Raw genomic sequence first — 19897 nt, forward strand, 5'->3', positions numbered from 1 at the left:
TCATCCCAACTGCCCCAGTCACGCAACATCGCCTCCTTAACTTCATAAGACGTCGTCAACGGACCAGGCGTCAGCAAATACGCCTCGCCCAATCGTGGAGAAGGTAACGGGGACTTGGTCATGGTTTCATACTCCTGAAAATCTCAAAATTAGAATTGCAGGAGTAATTCATATATGTAAAATCGTTTAATCCGACAAATAAATAGAATTATTCTATAGTATGGAAAGCGAGGCAAACAGTGCGACACAGTCAACTCAAAGCATTCCATCATGTCGCCCTGCATGGCGGTTTTTCCGCGGCGGCAGAAGCCCTGAATTTGACGCAGCCCGCCATCTCAGAGCAGGTAAGAAACCTGGAACAATCCTATGATGTCTTGCTATTCCAGCGTGACCGCAAAAAGGTAACCCTGACAGAAACTGGCACTGCATTGTTAAAGATTTCGCTTCACTATTTCGAAGTCGAACAGCAGATGGCGGAATTGCTGAGTGAATCCAGCGCAGCCGTTTCCGGTGAGCTCAGGATCGTCGCGGACTCGGCCTATCACATCGCGGATATTCTTTCCTCGTTTCAAGAGAAGTTTCCCAGGATCACCATTTCAGTGATGACCGGCAATACCGAAGAGGTGGTGTCAAGATTGCGCAGCTACGATGCCGAAATCGGAGTGCTGGGCAGTCTGACCCCGGGTAAAGACATGGAGTCCATCAGTCTTGGGTCCACAGAAATCTTCGGGTTTTGCGCAAATTCGTTCGACACCGGGGGAAAGCAGACACTTTCGATGAGTGATTTGCAGAAATATCCCCTCATTTTTCGCGAGAACGGGTCAAAGACGCGCATGACATTGGAACAAAAAGCGCAGCAGGTCGGGATTACCCTTAAGCCCGCGATCATTGCCGAAGGGAGAGAGGCCGTTCGCGCGATTGTCGCTGCCGGAACAGGTATCGGGTTTGTCTCGGATGCGGAATTCGGCAGCGAACCACATTTTCGCAAATTGCCCCTGGAAGGGGCAAGCATTCATATGGATGAATCGATTGTCTATCTCAGTCAGCGACGGGATGTCCGGCTTATACGTGCGTTTCGTGAAATAGCGCTCGGCTCGGGCGAAACAATGTGAGCCGGGTGCCAAAGTCAAAAGCATTTCCGTCGTGTTGTTATAGCGGCTGACGAAAAGAGGACGCGACATGGGCTTGGTAATTGTGGCGCTTGTGTTGACGTCAGCGGTGATGCATCCGCTCTGGAACCTCCTGCTCAAGAAAAACCCGGATCCGCAGCTTGGGTATCTGGTATTGACCGCGACCATGGGCATGTGCGCGCTTGCGCACGGCCTGGTTGTCGGGGTTGATTTCAGCGCCGCCCTGATGGCCTGGCCCCTGATCGCCGCATCCGTATGCGGCCAGATCATCTATGGAACCTGCCTGACGGCAACGCTGTCACGCGGCGACTTGTCGACCTACTATCCGATCATCCGAAGTTCGCCGGTGTTTATCGTGGTGGTCAGTATTGTTTTGTTCGGACAGACCTATCCATGGACCGTGTTGCTTGGCATCGCCATGGCTGTCACAGGGGGCTTCCTGCTTTTGTACCGGCGCGGTTCGCGCATTCTGGATGACCGGCGTTCGCTTGCCCTGGCGTTGCTGGCGATGTGTGGAACGGGAATTTATTCGCTGGCTGACGCAGGTTCGATGCGCACGATAGAACCGCAGGTTCTGGTGGTCTTTGTCGAAGGGCCATTGGTGTTTTTCTACGGTGCAGTTTGGCTGCGCCGAAAGCCCGTCACAACCCTGTCAACGCCCCGCTCGGGCGGTTTTTCCTGGGCGCATGTCATTCTCCCCGGCGTACTTGCCTATTCCTCCTATTACCTGATCTTGATCGCCTACCAATTGGGCGGTGACGTGGCCGCAGTGACATCCATGCGCCAGGCATCCATCCCTATCTCTGTGTTGCTGGGTGGGCTATTCCTTCGCGAAGGGGCGATGTTGCGGCGTTTGTTTGCGGCAGGGCTGTTGGCACTCGGTATTGTCGTGATCGCCCTGAGCGGCTGACCAAAGCGGTTGGTACAGGCACACGATCCTGTGCGGCGGCGATACGTTTGATGTGCTTTTTTCCCGACGCCTTTCATGCATCAGGCGTCCAGCGATGCAGATTGCAAATGATGCACACGGCACCGCAACCAAAAGCGTCCCGCGAAACCTGACCTAGAGGTTTTCGCGAAATGCATCACAAGGTTCAGATGAGACGCGCGTGTCGCCCCAGGTGGCGCCTCGAATGCGAGACGAAACACCTTGGGGCGATCACTTTATCATGCGGGCAGCCATTTGGATCGGCCTTAGCGGGTTCTCCACGCCTGCGTGCGGGTCAGCACACCCTTTGAGACCAGCAAGTGGATGATTCTTGCGGCTGCGTTGGTGTAGAAGATCATCATTCCCATGGCCGCTGCGGGGGCGATGTCGCCTGCGTCGTCCATGTTGAGCACCGCGATCGACGCCAGTGTTGTTTGTGGCGAATAGAGGAACACGACCGCCGAGACCGTGGTCATCGCGTTGACGAAGAGATAGATTGAGATGTCCAGAACTGCCGGCAGGCAGACCGGCACGGTGACCCGGCCGAACAGTTTCAGCGTGGGCTGTTTCAACGAGGCCGAGACGCTCTCGAATTCCCGGTCCATCTGCTTGAGCGCCGTGACGGCGGTCAGGTGCGACACGGTGTAGAAGTGCGTCACCGAGCAGATCACAAGGATCGCCATCGTTCCGTAGATCGCGTTGAGCGGGTTCGAGGGGTTGTTGAAGAAGAAGATATAGGCCAACCCCAGCACCATGCCCGGAATGGCCATCGGCAGCATCGCAAACATCTGGAAGAGCGCCCGACCGGTTTTGAACCCGTTGGACTTCTCTACCAGGTATGCGCCGAAGAACACCACGCATGTCCCGGCCACGGCCGTGAACAGCCCCAGCTTGATCGAGTTGAAGTAGGACCCCCAACCGCCGCCATCCATGCGGTCGAAATCGTAATTGGTCAGACTGAAGCTCAGGTCATAGGGCCAGAACTTGATCAGCGCCGCAAACTGGCAAACCGCCAGTATGCCGATGATGAAGAAGGCCACCACAAGACAATAGATCAGGAATATCCGGTCGCTCTTGGGGTTCGGATTGGGCTGATAGGGCACCGACCGCGCCGACAAGAGCGCGACCTGTTTCGACTGCACCATCCGGTCGATGGCAAAGGCAAGGATCGCCGGGATCACCAGCACGACCGATACCACCGCGCCCATCTCGAAGTTCTGCTGACCGATCACCTGCTTGTAGATATCGACCGCCAGCACGTTGAACTGCCCGCCGATCACTTTGGGCAGACCAAAATCGGTGATCACCAGGTTGAAGACCACGAAGGCCGCCGAGATCAGGCCATAACGCGCACCCGGTATGGTGACCGTCCAGAAGGTCCGCCAGGGGGTCGACCGCAGGCTGGCCGCCGCCTCGTAGAGCCGCGCGTCCGAGATCGCCAGCGCGGTTGAGATGATGATGAACGCATGCGGGAAAGTAAAAAAGACAGACCCGATCACGATGCCGATGGGGCCATAGATGCTGGCGCCGAAAAGCAGCTCCTTGATCATCCCCTGATTGCCAAAGAGATACACAAGCGCGATCCCCGGCAACAGCGACGGCACCAGAATGGGCGCCATGGCCACCAGTCGGAAGAACCCTTTGAACCGCATGCAGCTGCGATTGAGCGCATAGGCGAACCAGAAGGCCAGCGTGACCGTCACGATGGTGCTGATCACCGCGATGACCAAGGAGTTCTTGATCGAGTTAAACAGCGCGGGGGTCGAGAAATAGCTGATGAAGTTCCCCATCCCCGTGGACTTTTCCGGCCTGATCTGCACCCGGCGGAAAGTATTGCTGTCCAGCTCCAGCCAGTCGGTGCCGGTTTTCAGCTCGGAGCCGACCAGGAAACGCCCGGTCTCGGATGTGTTCCTGATCTGGTACATGACCGAGCTGCGGAAGCTGAAATCGGGGAAGAACTGCGTCAGCCCCATGCGGCTGTCGGACCCGGCGATCAGATCTGTTTCGCTCAACACCTGCATCTCGGCATTGAGCTCCGCAGGTGTCAGGATCTCGCCGCTATAACTCCCTTCCTCGTCACTGACCTGCAGCTCGTAAGCGCCCAGATTGAACTGAAAGGTCGAAAAACTTTTGGACAGCATCGCCCACAGTGGAAAGGCCAGCGTTACGACGAGGTAGAGCGCGATCACCACCATCCCCAACCGCATGATCACATCATCCCGGCTGAGTTTTCCCTTGATGACCGGTCCCTCGGGCAGCTTGTCGAGGCTGATATCGCTCATCCTTCTTCTCCCGCGGGTGTGAACGCCATCAGGCGGCCTTCGGGCAGTTCAATCATCATGGTCTTGCCGGTCGCAAGCTCCAGCCGCCGTACCGCGTTGATCGAGAAGTCGGCGATCAGTTCGCCCTCACCAAAGATCTCGTGCCGCAACCGGCATCGCCAGAACGAGCCCAGGAATTCCATCTCGGCCACTTCGACCTCGAAAGCGTTTTCAGGCGTGGTGATTTCATCCGGTGCCCCGGGTGAACGCGCGCCGTCCCCATGGGGGATGACATCCTCGGGGCGGATGGCCGCCACGATCTTTTCGCCGGATGCAAAAGCGTGACCCTGACATTTCAACGTCGACCCACCAATCACAACCGCATCACGTGCCCCCGCCTGCGCCGGGATCTGGTTCATTTCGCCGATAAAATCGGCCACGAACAGGCTGGCGGGATGGCGGTAAATCTCGGTAGGCGATCCGACCTGTTCGATCACCCCGTGGTTCATCACCACGATCCGGTCCGCCATGGCCAGCGCCTCTTCCTGGTCATGGGTCACCATGACGGTGGTCACGCCCAGCTTGCGCTGCAGTTCCTTGATCTCGTGGCGCAAATGCACTCGCACCTTGGCGTCCAGCGCCGACAGCGGTTCGTCCAGAAGAAGAAGGCCCGGATTGGTGGCAATAGCACGTGCCAGCGCGATCCGCTGTTGCTGACCGCCCGACAATTGCGCCGGATATTTCGCCCCCTGCTCCGGCAGCCCGACCAGTGCCAGAAGTTCGGCCACCCGCACCGCGATCTCGGACTTACTGCGCCCGGTATTCTCCAGGCCAAAGGCGATGTTCTTTTCAATCGTCAGGTTGGGAAAGAGTGCGTAGGATTGGAACACGATCCCAAAATCCCGTTCGGATGGTGGCAGGTTCGACACATCCTTGCCGCCCTGCATCACGGTACCCTTGGTTTGCAGGTCCAGTCCGGCAATAGCGCGCAGCAAGGTCGTCTTACCGCAACCCGAGGGCCCAAGAAAGCAGACGAATTCACGCTCGTTTATGTCCAGAGAGATGTCTTTGAGCGCGAGGAATTCACCAAAGGCTTTCCACAGGTTATCAATGCTCAGATACAATTCGGGTGTTTCGGTCACCTCGGTCACAGGGATCGTCCTTGTCATCAGATTGTCAGTTGAGTCTTGCACGGGGACTGTATCTTCCCCGCGGAAAAAAGGAGGGCCAAGCGGCCCTCCCAAGTCCAGAGGAAATTTAGTTTTTCGGTTCCGACTTGCCGTCGTACCGGCTCTGCCATTCCTTGAGGATCGCCGCGCGGTTGTTGGCCGCGAATTCGAAATCGTTGTCGATCATCGCATCCAGCAGGCCTTCGGGGAAATGCTCCACCGGCTTGGCGACGCCAGGCATGGCGACAACCGCGTAACCGACGTTGTACATTTCGTTGGCCTCGCGGGTGACCGAGAAATCGACCAGCTTCTGTGCAGCTTCGAGATCATCGGTACCGGCGACAATCGCCGTGGCTTCCATGTCCCAGCCCACACCTTCGCTTGGCACGATGATTTCCAGCGGAGCACCCGCCGCCTTGGACTTCGCGCCACGGAAGGCAAACGAAATACCAATCGGAATTTCACCGGCAGCAGCAAGCTTACAGGGCTTTGAGCCGGAATGGGTGTAACGTGCGATATTGTTGTGCAACGCATCCATGTATTCCCAGCCGCCTTCTTCTCCGAACATCTGCAGCCAGCTCGACACATCCAGGAAGCCTGTACCCGACGAGTTCGGGTTCGGCATGATCACATGGCCCTCATACATCGGGTCAGTGAGATCTTTCCATGATGTTGGCGGTGTCAGACCATTCTTTTCAGCCTCGACCGTGTTGTAGCAGACCGACGCCACCCAGGCATCCATGCCAACCCAGCTGGGCGGATCGCCGGCATCGACGAATTTTGGATCCAGATTCTCTACACCTGCGGGCGCATAGGGCTCCAGCATGCCTTCGGATTTCAAGAGCAGCAGCGATGTTGCCGCCAGCCCCCAGACAACATCCGCCTGCGGATTTTCCCGCTCGGCCAGAAGCTTGGCGGTCACGATACCGGTCGAATCCCGCACCCAGTTAATCTTGATGTCCGGGTGAACTTCGTTGAATTTCTCTGCGTAGCGGGCAAGGTCTTCAGCCTCCACCGCCGTGTAAACCGTTAGTTCAGTTTCAGCGGCCGCGCTGTTTGCCAGAGCGGCAATTGCCACTGTCGCAAACAATGATTTCAATAGTTTCATTCTTCCTCCTGTTAATTGGCAGGCTCGAGGTTTGGCATATTAAACCCTGGCCTGCGTCTGGTGAATTTATAAAGTTTGGCAGAAAATTCCTAAAAGAAAAATCGTTATTGCCTGTAGAATGATAGAATTCCCCTATAGATAGATATTTTCCCAGCAAACGCGCCGGAATAGCATTGATGTGATGGTCCATGGATTTGTTGCCTGTTACACGGCGCTGGTCATGAGATGTCTCGTACACGCCGAACTTTGTCACCCGCGACAACCCATCTTCTCGCTTTCTGTGCGCATCTGTAGAAAATCCCCGGAGATTTCCACCGATATTGCCTGCTAAGAACTGGTCTTATCTGCTTTCGATCACGCGCGCCTCTGGATCGTAAGAGGTGCGCAAACAGGCTTCCGCCGAGTATTTTGTCTTGGTGAGAGGAGGCAGACCGGTTGAAGGAACTGAATCGGCTTCGGCCCTAGACGCGCGGAGCCCCTGAGGGGATGCGAAACCGCGCGTGCTTGATGCTATGTGATAGACAGGGCACATCCCGCCACAAAGCGTATCCTGAGATGTCAGGGAACCAACACTTCTCGCACGGTCACGGCGTCGTCCAGTCGATCCATCGCGGCGTTCAGGTCATCAAACCCGATTGTGCGGGTCAAAAGGCGGTCGACCGGCAAGGTGCCTCCCTTGAACATCGCCATATAGAGCGGGATGTCACGCTTGGGCACACAGCTGCCCATGTAAGACCCCTTCAGGGTCCGTTCCTGCGCGGCAATGCTCAGGTGAGAAAACGTGACCTCTGCCTCCGGTCCGGGCATCCCTGCTGTCACTGTCGTGCCGCCACGGCGGGTGACGTCATAGGCCATCGACAAGGCGCGTGGCGATCCGGCCGTTTCCACCGCGACATGCACACCCCCCGAGGTTGCCTCCAGTATCGTCTGCACGCAATTCGGATCGGCTGCGTTCATCACCAGATGCGCGCCCATGTCGCTTGCCATGGCCAGTTTGTCGTCGCTGAGATCTATGGCCACGATCTTGCCAGCCCCTGCGGCACGCGCCGCCAGCAACGCACTCAGTCCGACACCCCCAAGGCCGACCACGGCCACGCTTTCTCCGGCTTTCAGGTCGGATGTGTTCACCACGGCCCCAACGCCGGTGACGACCCCACAGCCAAACAAGGCAGCGTGCTCGAAAGGGATATCCTTGTCGATTTTGACCAAAGCTTCCATCGGCAAGACGGCATACTCGGCAAATCCGGCCACGCCGGAATGATGATGGATGCGTTCGCCATCCTTGTGCAGCCGGGTCGTGCCGTCGCGCAAAACGGCGGCCGCGTTCGACACCGTCGCCGGTTCGCACAGGGCAGGCCGCCCGACACCGCACATTTCGCAATGGCCGCAACTTGCCACATAGGACGGCACCACATGGTCGCCGACCTCGAAACCGGTCACACCATCGCCCAGTTCAACCACTATTCCTGCGGCCTCATGGCCAATGACAATGGGCATCGGCTTGCCCCGTTCGCCATTGATGGCCACCAGATCAGAGTGGCACAGCCCAACCGCCTTGATCTGCACCAACACCTCGCGATGCTGCGGTGGGTCCAGCTCGATTTCCTCGATGCACAGGGGTTTGCTGTCCGCATAGGGCCGGGGATGATCGGATCGTCTCAGTACGGCGGCCTTGATTTTCATAGGGTGTCTCCTGTCCTGACCCCGCGATCAGGCCAATGCCTCTTCCACAACGTTTTCCAGAATATCCAAGCCCTCTTCGACCAACTCGTTTGAGGCCGACAGGGGCACAAGCAACCGGATCACATTTCGGGCAGGCCCGGCGGTGATCAGGATCAACCCCTTCTTCAGAGCGATTGACGCAATCTTCGCGGTCAGATCACCGTCGGGGTCGCGGTTGTCGCGGTCGGCCACGATTTCGATGGCGTTCATACAGCCCAGCGCCCGGACATCACCGATGCAGTGAAACCCGTTGCGCTGCGCCATCTTGCGAAGACGCGCATCAATCAGCTGACCCATCTCCAACCCGCGTTGCAACAGGCCTTCGCCCTCGATCACATCCAACACGGCCAGGGCCGCCGCGCAGGCAATCGGGTTGCCGCCAAACGTGCCGCCCAGCCCGCCCGGGGGGACCGCGTCAATGATATCAGCGCGCCCGACAATGCCCGAAATGGGCAAGCCGCCCCCGATGCTTTTGCCGATGCAGGTCAGATCGGGCGAAATGCCGAAATGCTCCATCGCAAACAGCTTGCCGGTGCGGCCCATCCCGGTCTGGATTTCATCGGCCACCAGGACAATGCCATGTTCGTCACACAGCGCGCGCAGATAGCCGAGGAATTCGGGCGTGGCGATGTTGTATCCGCCCTCCCCCTGCACCGGCTCAAAGAAGATCGCGGCGATCTGATCGGGGGGGCAATCGCTGCGGAACAAGGTCTCAAAGGCGCGTTTCGTGTCCTCCAGGCTGACACCGTGGAAGTCATCCGGGAAAGGTAGGCGGTAAATCTCGGTCGGGAAGGGCCGGAACCCCTGCTTGAACGGCACCATCCGCGCGCTTAGCGCCATACCCATATAGGATCGTCCGTGATAGCCATTGGTAAAGGTGATCAGGGCCGGGCGACCGGTGTGATAGCGGGCAATCTTGACCGCGTTTTCAACCGCTTCCCCCCCTGCGGAAAAGAACAGGGATTTCTTGGCAAAATCGCCGGGCAACAGCGCGTTCAGACGCTCGGCCAGGGCAATGTAGCTTTCATAAGGGGTCACCTGGAAACAGGTGTGGGTCAGGCTGTCCAACTGATCTTTGATGGCCGAGATAACGTGGTCGTGGCGGTGACCTACGTTCTGACAGCCAATCCCGCCGCAGAAATCAATATAGCGTTTGCCCTCTACATCCCAGACCTCGGCGTTTTCGGCCCGGTCCGCCACAAAGGTCGATGAATAGGCAATGGCGCGGGCCACCGCGTTGTCACGTCTGGTTTCTATCTCTTGGTTGGTCGTCATTTTAGGCCTCTTGAGGAAGAATGTGCAGGGGGCGTCCGGCATCACAGCCGGGTCAGCCACAAGACAATGTCGGGAAAGATGACAAGGGCGGTCAGGCAGATCAGTTGCAGCACCACGAACGGGATGGACGACCGGTAAATCGTCTTGATCGTGACGCCGGGCGGCGCCACCCCGCGCAGGTAGAAGAGCGAATAGCCGAAGGGCGGCGTGATAAACGAGGTCTGCATGTTCACCGCCGCCAGAACCGCAAACCAGATCAGCATTTCCGGCCGCGTCGCGTCGAACCCGAAATCAAGCGAGGTGACGATGGGCGCAAACAGGGGCAGAACGATAAAGCTGATCTCGATCCATTCCAGAAAGAAGCCCATGACAAAGATGAGCGCCATCATCAGGATCAACAGCCCATAAGGCCCAAAGCCTGTGCCGATGAACAATTCCTCGATCATGTCGTCGCCGCCCAGACGCTTGAACACCGCGCTGAAACAGGCCGCACCGATCATCACGAAGATCACCATGGCCGTGGTTTTTGAGGTGTCGCGCACCACATCGCGCATGACCCCATAGTTCAGCTTGCGCGCGATCAGCGCCAGGCACAGGGCACCACCGGCGCCAATACCCGCCGCCTCGGTCGGGGTGGCCAGGCCGATCATGATTGATCCCAGAACAGCCGCGATCAGAAACAGGGGGCCGACAAGGTTCACCAACAGCTCGACGATCAGATGACCCTGTTTCTGTGCAATCTTGTCAATCTCGCTGCGATCCGGCACCGGCGCGCGATGCGGGGCAAGGATACCCACGCCCAGAATGTAGAGAATATAGACCGATCCCAACAGCAGGCCGGGGATGAAGGCGGCCTTGAACAACCCCCCGATCGAGACCTGCAGGATCGCCCCCATAAAGACCAGCATGATGCTGGGTGGGATCAGAATGCCCAACGTGCCACAGGCCGCGGTCACCCCGGTGGCAAATTGCGGGTCATAGCCCTGCCGGATCATCACCGGCAGCGCGATGACCCCCAGCAGCATGACCGACGCGCCGACGATCCCGGTGCTTGCCGCCATGATAATGCCGAGCAGCGCAACGGATAACGCCAACCCGCCGGGCAGCCGTCCACAGAGCCGCTCAAGCGTTAGGAGAAGACGCTCGGCGAGGCCGGATTTGTCCAGCATCAGCCCCATGAATATGAAAAGTGGCGCCGCCAGAAGCAGCCAGTTCGACAAAGTGCCCGCGTAGATTTTGGACACCACCGTGCCCATGAATTTCAGTGGGATGCCCGACAGAATGGCAAAGACAATGCCCAGCCCGCATAGCAGAAACGCCACCGGATAGCCGGTGAACACCCCCACCACAAGGGCAACAATCATCGCAATCGCCCAACTGTATTCGACGAGAAATTCCATAATGCGTTACACGCTTTCGTCAGTGTTGGAATATGTGCTTGCCGCCAGTTCATCATCCAGCAACCGCCGGATGACCCGCGCCAAAATAACCAGAAACAGGATCGCAAATCCGATTGGGATGGTGGATTTGATCAGGAACCGGTCCAGCATCCCGCCATAATCCGACCCTTCGGACGAATTGTACGAGCGCATGACAAAACCGATCGACAACCAGCACATGACAGCGGCAAAGGGCAGCATCAAAAACACATCCCCAAGCGTATCAACCCATTTCTTTTTTCGGTCAGACAGCCCGGCATAAATCAGGTCAGATCGCACATGCTTGTCATCCAAATAGGCATAGGCACCCCCGATCATGACCATGATCGCAAAGAAATGCCATTCCAAGTCAATCACGTCATTGACTGTCAGATTGTCGCCGAACAGGGGGATATCCACCCCCCAGTCCAGCATCACATTCGCGCGCAATGCGCTGGCGATAACCGCAACCAGTACGGAGACCAGTGTTCCCAGTGCCAGCCAGCTGGTGATTTCGCCCAACCAACGCCCAATGCGTTCGATCATCCGGGCAAAACTTACCAAAGCGCGTGTCACTGGTTGGCCTCCGTGCTGGTCGTCAGGTGTGCTTAGTCGAGGCTTTGCAGATCGTTCCAGGCGTCCACTTTGGCCTGATGCGCCTGCAGAGATTCATACATCTCTTTCACGACCGGCTTTGCCGCCATCTCTTCGGCCAGAACTTCGGCCCAGGCTTCGCGCAGACGTTCCATCACGCTGTCCGGCAGACGCTTGGTGATTGCGCCCTTCTCTGCCATGCGGGCAATCACGTCCATCTGCTCGGCGGGCAGACGGTTGAACGTGTACTGGATCGTTGCCTGACAGGCCATGTGCATCTGGGCCTTACGCTCATCGCTCCAGCTGTCATACATATCCTTGTTCATGATAAACGAGAACCAGCTGGCCGATTGGTGCCACCCGGGGAAGTAATTGTATTTGGCGATTTCATAGAACCCCATCGCCTCGTCCACGGTCGGGATGGCAAAGTCGGCCGCATCCACGCGGCCCCGCTCCAGTGCCAGGAAGGTTTCGCCGCCCGGTACCAGCTGCGTTGACGCCCCCAGTTTGGTCAGTACTTTCGCGCCGAGGCCCGAGATACGGATTTTCATCCCGTCATAGCTTTCGGGGCCAGTGATTTCTTCACGATACCAACCTGCAGTTTCCTGTGGCTCGATAAAGCATGGGAATACCATCACACCATGCTTGGCATATTCGCGGCGGATAATCTCGATGCCACCCCCGTTCCACATCCATGAGGACGAGACTTCGGATGTCGGGCCAAAAGGCAGGCCGCCATAGAACTGTGCCACCGGCACCGTGCCCGACCAGTATCCCATCCAGTCCCACCCGGCATCAATCGCGCCGGACGCGACCGAGTCGAAGACCTCAAGCGTCGGCACCAGATCGCCAGGCTCGGCCAGTTCAAGCTCCAATTCGCCACCCGTCGCAATCGCGACATTCTCGGCAAATTTCACACCCATCTGTCCGAGAAGGTTGTTGGTGCCAAACGTACTGGCAACATCCAGTTTCTCAGCCACAGCCGGGGCCGCACCTGCAATGAAAGCAGCAGCTACAGCCGTTGCAAGATGTGTTGATTTCATGATTTTACCTCCCAGGTTTAATAGATCGACGGCTTTTTCGCGCGTCATTTTAACAACCGTATGACATCCCTCCCGATATCGACGGTGGTTCCTCACGCCGTCCATGCGCCCCTCCAAAGGCAAACGGAAAGCGATCAGAACTCTTCCGGCAAGTTGAACGCGTTGGCTTATGCATGTAAAATAGTATTATAATATCAATCAATCTCAGGTTTTCTTATAATGGTCCCCTTCCGCCAACTGTCCTACATCGTCGCGGTGGCCGATTACGGCAGCATCTCGGCGGCGGCTGAAAATCTGGCAATCTCGCAACCGGCAATTAGTGCTGCAATTCAAAAGGTTGAGGAAGAATACCAGCTGAAACTCTTTATCCGCGAACGGCCGCATCGCGTGGTCCTGTCCCCGGTGGGACGGCGTTTTATTGCGCGGGCGCGGCTCTTGCTTGAGAACGCCCAGGAGTTTGATGATGACGCACGCAACCTGCGACAGACGCTCAAAGGGGTGATTCAGGTCGGGTGTTTCCTGCCCACCGCTGCCTTTATCATCCCGATCATCCTGCGGGGATTGCGGGAACGGGGATTCGATATCTCCCTTCAGGTGCACGAGGCCGACCTGGACGAAATCAATCACATGCTAACCCAAGGCAGGATCGACGTTGCCCTCACCTACAACATGCATCCCAGCCCCGGCATCGAATTTGAAACTCTGATCGAGGCGCCGCCCTATGTGTTGCTGTCCAAGGATGATCCCATGGCCAAGCAAAGCTCGATTTCACTGGCGCAACTGGCCGACAAAGACATGGTTGCCCTAAACCTGCCGATCACCCAACAGTTCTTTCTTTCGCTGTTTTCCCAGGCCGATCTGACCCCCAGGATCAAACATCAGGCCAAATCTTACGAACTGGTCCGCAGCCTTGTGGGGGCTGGAGAAGGCTATGCGATCCTGATCATGCGCCCGGTGAACGAGCGCGCCTATGATGGCAGCGAACTGGTCTATGTTCCGCTGAGTGATAATGTGCCAACGCCACAATACGGGCTGGCGTTTACAAATCGCTCGATCCCCACAAAGCTGATCGAAACATTTGCAAATGTCTGTCGCGAAACGCTGAAATCCGAGAAAAGCGCCGAAAACTATTACGTTCAGCTGCCCGAAGATGATTGTGTCTGAGGGCGCGCGGTTCGGACACGGCTGGCATACGGCGTTTTCCCGAAGGCGCGTTTGTAGTTCTTGCTGAAATTCGTCTGGCTTTCAAAGCCACAGGACAGCGCAATTTCAATCAACGGCATCTTGGTCTGCTCGACCAGTTGGCGTGCGCGGTTCAATCGCAAACGGACATAGTATTTCAGGGGCGACTGAAATCCGTTCTTGGCAAAAATCCGTTCAACCTGCCGCGTGGACAGGCCCAGCCGATTGGCAAGCTCCGCGGTTGTGATCGGTGTTTCGATATTGTCGACCATGATGCTTAGGGCCTTCTGAAACCTCTCATCCTCGCAGATCAGCGCGTCAGCGCCCAGATATTGCCGGGTCTCTCCGCTGCGCTTTCCGCAGGCCAGAAAGTGATTACATATTTCTCCGGCGATCCTTGCACCGCAGACCTGTTCGATGAAATCAACGATCAGATCAAACGCCGCCAATTCTCCGGCGCAGCTTGTGAACCGGCCGTCGGATGCAAACAGCACGTTGTCAAACTGCAGGTCCGGAAACCGTTCCCCCAACGAGGCCAGGCTTTTCCAATGCGCTGCACATGTCCGGGTTTTCAGTATCCCGGTGCCGGCAATCACCTCGCAGGCCGCGCCCAGGGCGAAGACGGGGATGCTGGCACGGAACAGTTTCCTGACAAATCTCTGCAACAAGGTTTGCGACGGGCCGTCCACCGATTGGCCACAACACAGTATGACCAAGTCGGGTCGCCCGGACATATCGCAGGCCCCCAACACATCCCCCGAGGCCGCCTGACAGGGGATCGGTATGCCCGCCTGCGTGGTTGGGTCCCTGCCATCCAGCGACACCAGTTGAACGTCAAAGGCGATCCGCCTCATATACCTATTGGCCAGCTGAAAAGGCTCGAGCGTTGAGGACACCGTGGTCAGAGACACCCCATCTACCAGCAACAGCATGACCCGCGTCGCCGCAAGGGTGCTGGCGGATGGCTTGCAGGACACGAGAGGCGTATTCATGACCCGACCACCCCGCGCCTAGCGCTCAATCACCGGATCGTCATAGATCTCGTTCAGGATCAGCTCGACAAGCTCGAACTGAGACTGGCCATTCACGTCCTCAAAATAGATATGGCTGGGCCAGGACTGCCCCACATGATTGTCTTCGGGCAGATCAACCGCCTGACAAACGCGCTTGATCGCATCCACAAACGAGCGCGCCTTGGCCGCCGTTTCGGCTTTGGTTGCGTCCAGGTCTTCGATGCTGTTGCGGTCAATCTCGGGCGATCCGATGCCGACGGTCAGGGGCATGTTCCGCGCGATGGCCTGTTCTTCATAGAACGAGATATCCACCTTGTCGGCCTCAAGACGCATGATGAACACCGGGTTCACGCTGACCTTGGCCTCGGTCAGCTGCAACAGCTTGGCGCGATCTGCCGTCGAGGCGCCTTCCTTGATGGCCCCCCGTCGCCGCGCCGCGCGCCCCTTTTTGCGCACCTCGGCCACGAAATCCCCGCGGTAATTGTTGTCGAACACCCGGTCGGCATAAGGCTTGTCCCGCAGCATGTGCCGAATGGATCGGATCGACATGCCCATGCAGTTGTCCGGCCCGATGAAAAAAGGCGACCCCGACGCATCCGACAATTCGACCCATCCGTCGGGAAACAGCTCAAAATGATGGTCCATCCACGGCCCCAGAACCGCATCGCCCAGATGGTCCAAGAGTGCGTTCACCTCGTCCGGGTCATTGACCACATCGGCCAGCAGGGGCTCTTGCCCATAAATATCCGCCGCCAGGCTATAGGGCGCAGATATTTGCAGGGTTGGGGCGGCCCCGGTCAATTTCTGCGTGGCCATAAGGATATTGTCGATGGCCTTGGGAACGCCGGTGGTGAAATCCGGTGTCTTCAGATCGCGCCAAGTCTCTTTGGTAATCAGAATGGCGTCTGGATCGGCCCCCGGCGGAAACTTGTCCGGGTACATCATCGTCTGGCCCAGCGGTTCGCAGGTCCAGGCATAAAGCGCCCAGGTCATGTAGAATTTGGAGATCCCCAAAAGCCTGCTGACGGCAAGGTTGGCCCGCGCATAGCGATAAGGGTCCTCGTGGTAATACTCATGCGACTCGATGCCATAAAGATCATGCAGCAGTGCCAGCCCCAACATATGCACCGATGCGGTTGAATGCACCTCGTTCGCGGGGGCGAGCCGCTTGAAATTCTCGTCGAACGCCCCGGCGATGGCCGCATCGAAGAGCCGTGTCATTTCCTCTTTGGCGTTCTCGTCACCCGCTTGCCAACGTTGCAAAAGATGCAGCCCCTTGGGGAAGGCATAGTCTTCGATCCTGGTCATTCTGTCTCACCGTTCTTGTCAGATCACACGCCCGGCAGGCCCGGACGATCATCATGGTTATTTACAAGTGGACCTGCGGAATATACCCATTTGGACAAAATCTTTATATCCATTTGGAGTGCGCCCTTTGCCCAAACATGTCGGAGCTGTCCTGCTGCACGGGTTTGACGTGGATCGAAACAGCCCGGTTCCGATCTACCGCCAGATCGAGACGGCACTGCGCCGTCTGATCCTGGACGGAACGCTTCCCTCCTCGCGAAAACTGCCCTCGACACGCGACCTGGCCTCGGAACTCGGCGTGTCCCGCATCACGATCAAATCGGTTTATGAACAGCTGATTGCCGAAGGATATCTGAACGCCAAAACAGGCTCGGGCACCTTTGTGACCGCAGGCCTGGCCCTGGAAACGGCCCCCAAGGTCCGCGCCCCGTTCAGAGCAATCAACACGCCTCAGATCGACCTTCCCGATCATGCCACCCCGATCCTGTCCTCAAAGGCCAGCGTTCGGCATGGTGCGACGGCCCCGTTCCGCCCCGGCGTGCCCGCGCTTGACCTTTTTCCATTGAAACTGTGGATGAAATACACCTCCGAGGCTGCGCAGAAAGACACGCGCCAGAACCTGAGTTACGGCGATGTTATCGGCAGCAAAGCCTTGCGCGCCGCTATCGCACGGCACCTGACAGATGCCCGCGGCATGCAGGTTGATGCCGAGGAGATTGTCATCACCTCGGGGGCACAACAGGCCTTTGTGCTGATCGCTTTTGTGCTGCTGAACCGGAGGGATACCGTCTGGTACGAGAACCCCGGCCATATCGCCGGACGGGATGTGATGCAGATCATGGGCGCAAATGTTGCCCCTGTCCCGATAGATGGCGAAGGGATGGATATTCGCCATGCGGCCCGCGAACATCCCAAACCCAAGGCGATTTTCACCACCCCCTCGCATCAACAACCCCTTGGCGTCACCATGAGCCTGTCTCGCCGTCTGGCCCTGCTGCAATATGCCAAGGACAACGATGCCTGGATCATCGAAGACGATTACGACAGTGAATTCCGCTATCGGGGGCGGCCCCTGCCTGCGCTCAGCGCGCTTGATCGGGAACGGCGGGTGTTTTACGTCGGCACGTTTTCCAAATCCATGTTTGCGGCCATGCGGCTGGGTTACATCGTTGTGCCACACGGGCTGTCCGACGCTTTTGCCAAGGCCAAGAACCTGCTGGGGCAAAGCACGTCGGCGGTGGTGGAACAGGCCATGGCCGACTTCATGGATGACGGGCGGTTTGTCGAACATATCCGAAAGATGCGCCGGGCCTATCGCGACCGTCGGGATGTCTTGTTTGACAGCCTCTCAACCGAGTGCTCGGGCCTTCTGACCCCCCAGATCACCGATGCGGGCATGCATATGCTGGCGTGGTTGCACCAGGGTGTGGATGATCAGGCCGCCCATCGCGCCTTGCTGGAAGAGGGCATAGAATCTCTGCCCTTGTCCGTGTATTCGGTCACCCCCCTCAATCGCCCCGCTCTTGTTCTGGGATTTTCCGGGGCCAGTGAGCGGCAGATTCCAAAGCTTGTGAAACGATTGTCGCAAACGTTGGAAAAACGCACCCCGCTCTCTTGAAAATGCTGGCTGCGCGCTCGTATGCATTCGGGGCAAGCCTAACGCATGGATTCCTCAATGCCTGAAACACGTAATGTCCTTTTCATCGTCATTGATCAATTGCGCGCCGATTGCGTGACGGGTGCACTAGCGGAATATGTCCAGCTGCCCAACCTGCGCGCGCTGATGCAAGGCAGCGTGACGTTCACCAATCATGTCTCGGTCACCAATCCTTGCGGGCCCTCACGTGCGTCTATCCTGACCGGGCAATATGCCATGAACCACAGGTCGGTCCGAAACGGGACACCGCTGCGCCACGATACCCCGAACATCGCGACCGAAATGCGCAAGGCCGGGTATACGCCCATGCTGTTTGGCTACACCGATACGTCCCAGGACCCCCGGGTGCATGACAAGGACGATCCGGCGCTCAAGACCTATGAACATCCGATGACCGGCTTTCACGAGGTTGTCGAGATGCGCTTTGCCACGTCTTTCCCTTGGCGGGCCCATCTCAATAACCGCGGTTACAGTTTTGAAGACTATTACGACTTGTTCAAACCCGTATCGCCGACCGGCGGGGTGCCCGCGTTGAATGACCCCGCTGTTTATGCGGCGGAAGACAGCGACACCGCCTTTCTGACCGACGCGTTCCTCGACCATATGCGCGCATCCAGCGATCAGAACTGGTTTGCGCATTTGACTTATATTCGCCCCCATCCCCCACTTGTTGCACCTGCGCCTTACAACAGGATGTACGACCCGGCGACACTGCCCTTGCCGTCCAGACTGGGTTCACCGGAGGAGGAAATCGCACAGCATCCCTTCTTTGGCCCCACCCTGGCCCGCGCAACACCGGCTGACGTGGTGGAAGGCTTCCCCGATCTGGAGCCGACGGATGACAACATCCAGACCCTCCGGGCGATCTATCTGGGTCTGGCGACAGAGGTGGATCATCACATCGGGCGCGTGATCGAGTTTCTGAAAGACAGCGGGCAATATGACAACACGATGATAGTGGTCACCGCCGATCACGGTGAAATGCTGGGCGACAGATATGCCTGGGGCAAGATGTCGATCTACGACGCAGCCTATCGCACGCCTCTGATCATCCGTTTGCCTCAGCTGGCAGGTGACGCCGCAGGAACCAGCGTGGACCACCCCACCGAGTCAATTGATTTGACCCCGACAATCCTCGATTGGGTCGGTCAGGAAATTCCCAATTCCATGGACGGGCGATCCTTGATGCCATTCCTTCTGGGGAAAGCCCCTGACGATTGGCGCACATATTCTTTTTCCGAACTCGATTTTGGCAATCCCGAAGCCCCTTCGATCTGGCAAACGACTCTTGGAACCTCGACCAGCAACTCTTGCCTTGGAATCCTTCGCGAGGACCGCTTTACGCTTGTCGAGTTCGCGTCCGATTTGCCGCCTGTCTTGTTTGACGCTCATGGCGACGGAGAAATGAAGAACGTCGCGGCAGACCCGAACTTCGCCGCCGATCTCTACCGTTTGACGCGCCAGATGCTACAGCATCGCATGCAATATATGGACCATACCTTGTCTTTGGACTTCATCACCCCGGAGGGCGCTCGGCATGCCAAGCGTATACCGCCATCAGTGGGCTAGAACCTGCGTAAGGTTTGAAGCCGGTCATTGGCTACAAAACACCACTGCCAGCGCCCTATTTTGAAGATAAGTTGCGCGATCCTTGTCTTGTGTTGGCAGAAAAGATGCGGCCCTTCTATGCTGGTATGCATCTACCTAAGCAGATCGGCTCAGCTTAAGTCGACCGGGGGCCTTTAATGCGGTCCCGAATACAACTGAACCAAAGATTACCTCATCGTTAAGGGCGGCCCATTCCTCCCGTTCGCCCGTTCTATCAGCGCCACGTAAAGTCAGGCGGCACCGAGCTTCACGGTCCTGATGTTCGAAAAGAGCTTACTGGAATTCTTGGGATGCATCTACTGCGCGGGGCTGATGCGTTCCATTGGCGGCCTGTCGTGACCGCCAATGGAGGGGAAGCCTCAGAAGATAAAATCCGAGCTGTCCAGATCGCTGATTTTCACGCCATTGAGCGTGATGGAATTGCCGCCCCCGGTGTCGATCACCACGTTGCCGCCCACCTGCTTGGCCGCGCCCTGGGTTG

At 57.5% G+C, this 19897-nt stretch carries 15 protein-coding genes; 5 read left to right on the top strand and 10 right to left on the bottom strand.

All coding sequences use genetic code 11. The annotated features are described in order from the left end of the window. Positions 1-239 precede the first annotated feature (239 nt). Together V6N02_RS22015 and V6N02_RS22020 are read left to right on the top strand one after the other, a co-directional pair. Complete coding sequence (locus V6N02_RS22015) at positions 240-1112, top strand: LysR substrate-binding domain-containing protein (protein WP_371229773.1); 873 nt, start codon at positions 240-242, stop codon at positions 1110-1112. A 67-nt stretch (positions 1113-1179) separates the two neighbouring features. Further along, a complete protein-coding gene (locus tag V6N02_RS22020) occupies positions 1180-2040 on the top strand; it encodes an EamA family transporter (RefSeq protein WP_371229776.1) in 861 nt (286 codons plus the stop codon). Between the two features lie 284 nt (positions 2041-2324). On the opposite strand, the gene V6N02_RS22025 is transcribed toward V6N02_RS22020, so the two are convergent. The 8 genes from V6N02_RS22025 to V6N02_RS22060 all read right to left on the bottom strand — a co-directional run bounded on the left by V6N02_RS22025 (position 2325) and on the right by V6N02_RS22060 (position 12648). Then, the gene (locus V6N02_RS22025) at positions 2325-4340 is read right to left on the bottom strand and encodes a putative 2-aminoethylphosphonate ABC transporter permease subunit (RefSeq protein WP_371229779.1); all 2016 of its coding nucleotides are present in this window, start codon (positions 4338-4340) and stop codon (positions 2325-2327) included. After that, positions 4337-5488 (bottom strand): putative 2-aminoethylphosphonate ABC transporter ATP-binding protein, encoded by a 1152-nt coding sequence (locus V6N02_RS22030; RefSeq protein ID WP_371229782.1) that lies wholly within the window; start codon positions 5486-5488, stop codon positions 4337-4339. The genes V6N02_RS22025 and V6N02_RS22030 overlap by 4 nt, the downstream gene beginning before the upstream one ends. 88 nt (positions 5489-5576) lie before the next feature. After that, complete coding sequence (locus V6N02_RS22035) at positions 5577-6566, bottom strand: putative 2-aminoethylphosphonate ABC transporter substrate-binding protein (RefSeq protein WP_371229785.1); 990 nt, start codon at positions 6564-6566, stop codon at positions 5577-5579. A gap of 588 nt (positions 6567-7154) precedes the next feature. Next, complete coding sequence (locus V6N02_RS22040) at positions 7155-8279, bottom strand: zinc-binding dehydrogenase (protein WP_371229788.1); 1125 nt, start codon at positions 8277-8279, stop codon at positions 7155-7157. Positions 8280-8306: 27 nt separating this feature from the next. Continuing rightward, positions 8307-9593, bottom strand: coding sequence for a 4-aminobutyrate--2-oxoglutarate transaminase (gabT, locus tag V6N02_RS22045; RefSeq protein WP_371229791.1), 1287 nt, complete (start codon positions 9591-9593; stop codon positions 8307-8309). A 41-nt stretch (positions 9594-9634) separates the two neighbouring features. Next, positions 9635-10993, bottom strand: coding sequence for a TRAP transporter large permease (locus V6N02_RS22050; protein WP_371229794.1), 1359 nt, complete (start codon positions 10991-10993; stop codon positions 9635-9637). Positions 10994-10999: 6 nt separating this feature from the next. Next, positions 11000-11587 carry a TRAP transporter small permease subunit gene (locus V6N02_RS22055; RefSeq protein WP_371229797.1) on the bottom strand — a complete coding sequence of 196 codons (588 nt, stop codon included), beginning with the start codon at positions 11585-11587 and terminating at the stop codon, positions 11000-11002. Between the two features lie 32 nt (positions 11588-11619). Further along, positions 11620-12648 carry a TRAP transporter substrate-binding protein gene (locus tag V6N02_RS22060; protein WP_371229800.1) on the bottom strand — a complete coding sequence of 343 codons (1029 nt, stop codon included), beginning with the start codon at positions 12646-12648 and terminating at the stop codon, positions 11620-11622. A 219-nt stretch (positions 12649-12867) separates the two neighbouring features. Here V6N02_RS22060 and V6N02_RS22065 point away from each other — a divergent pair, with 219 nt between their 5' ends. Next, positions 12868-13812: a LysR family transcriptional regulator gene (locus V6N02_RS22065; RefSeq protein WP_371229802.1), complete on the top strand. Its 945-nt coding sequence runs from the start codon at positions 12868-12870 to the stop codon at positions 13810-13812. Here the strand turns inward: V6N02_RS22065 and V6N02_RS22070 are convergent. Continuing rightward, positions 13785-14822, bottom strand: coding sequence for a GlxA family transcriptional regulator (locus tag V6N02_RS22070; RefSeq protein ID WP_371229804.1), 1038 nt, complete (start codon positions 14820-14822; stop codon positions 13785-13787). The genes V6N02_RS22065 and V6N02_RS22070 overlap by 28 nt on opposite strands. An 18-nt stretch (positions 14823-14840) precedes the next feature. Beyond that, positions 14841-16151: a uroporphyrinogen decarboxylase family protein gene (locus tag V6N02_RS22075; RefSeq protein WP_371229807.1), complete on the bottom strand. Its 1311-nt coding sequence runs from the start codon at positions 16149-16151 to the stop codon at positions 14841-14843. Between the two features lie 127 nt (positions 16152-16278). On the opposite strand from V6N02_RS22075, the gene pdxR reads away from it, so the two are divergent. Further along, a complete protein-coding gene (gene pdxR / locus V6N02_RS22080; RefSeq protein WP_371229810.1) occupies positions 16279-17769 on the top strand; it encodes a MocR-like pyridoxine biosynthesis transcription factor PdxR in 1491 nt (496 codons plus the stop codon). 57 nt (positions 17770-17826) lie between these two features. Beyond that, positions 17827-19377, top strand: coding sequence for a sulfatase-like hydrolase/transferase (locus tag V6N02_RS22085; protein WP_371229813.1), 1551 nt, complete (start codon positions 17827-17829; stop codon positions 19375-19377). Positions 19378-19897: the final 520 nt, after the last annotated feature.

Source organism: Roseovarius conchicola (genome assembly GCF_041403425.1).
Classification (GTDB): Bacteria; Pseudomonadota; Alphaproteobacteria; order Rhodobacterales; family Rhodobacteraceae; genus Roseovarius; species Roseovarius conchicola.

What these genes read in the sequence shown, in the direction of transcription:
- V6N02_RS22070 (WP_371229804.1), bottom strand. Translation starts at nt 14,822, where the DNA reads ATGAATACGCCTCTCGTGTCCTGCAAGCCATCCGCCAGCACCCTTGCG.
- V6N02_RS22030 (WP_371229782.1), bottom strand. Translation starts at nt 5,488, where the DNA reads ATGACAAGGACGATCCCTGTGACCGAGGTGACCGAAACACCCGAATTG.
- V6N02_RS22060 (WP_371229800.1), bottom strand. Translation starts at nt 12,648, where the DNA reads ATGAAATCAACACATCTTGCAACGGCTGTAGCTGCTGCTTTCATTGCA.
- V6N02_RS22065 (WP_371229802.1), top strand. Translation starts at nt 12,868, where the DNA reads ATGGTCCCCTTCCGCCAACTGTCCTACATCGTCGCGGTGGCCGATTAC.
- V6N02_RS22085 (WP_371229813.1), top strand. Translation starts at nt 17,827, where the DNA reads ATGCCTGAAACACGTAATGTCCTTTTCATCGTCATTGATCAATTGCGC.
- V6N02_RS22050 (WP_371229794.1), bottom strand. Translation starts at nt 10,993, where the DNA reads ATGGAATTTCTCGTCGAATACAGTTGGGCGATTGCGATGATTGTTGCC.
- V6N02_RS22075 (WP_371229807.1), bottom strand. Translation starts at nt 16,151, where the DNA reads ATGACCAGGATCGAAGACTATGCCTTCCCCAAGGGGCTGCATCTTTTG.
- V6N02_RS22025 (WP_371229779.1), bottom strand. Translation starts at nt 4,340, where the DNA reads ATGAGCGATATCAGCCTCGACAAGCTGCCCGAGGGACCGGTCATCAAG.
- gabT (WP_371229791.1), bottom strand. Translation starts at nt 9,593, where the DNA reads ATGACGACCAACCAAGAGATAGAAACCAGACGTGACAACGCGGTGGCC.
- V6N02_RS22020 (WP_371229776.1), top strand. Translation starts at nt 1,180, where the DNA reads ATGGGCTTGGTAATTGTGGCGCTTGTGTTGACGTCAGCGGTGATGCAT.
- V6N02_RS22040 (WP_371229788.1), bottom strand. Translation starts at nt 8,279, where the DNA reads ATGAAAATCAAGGCCGCCGTACTGAGACGATCCGATCATCCCCGGCCC.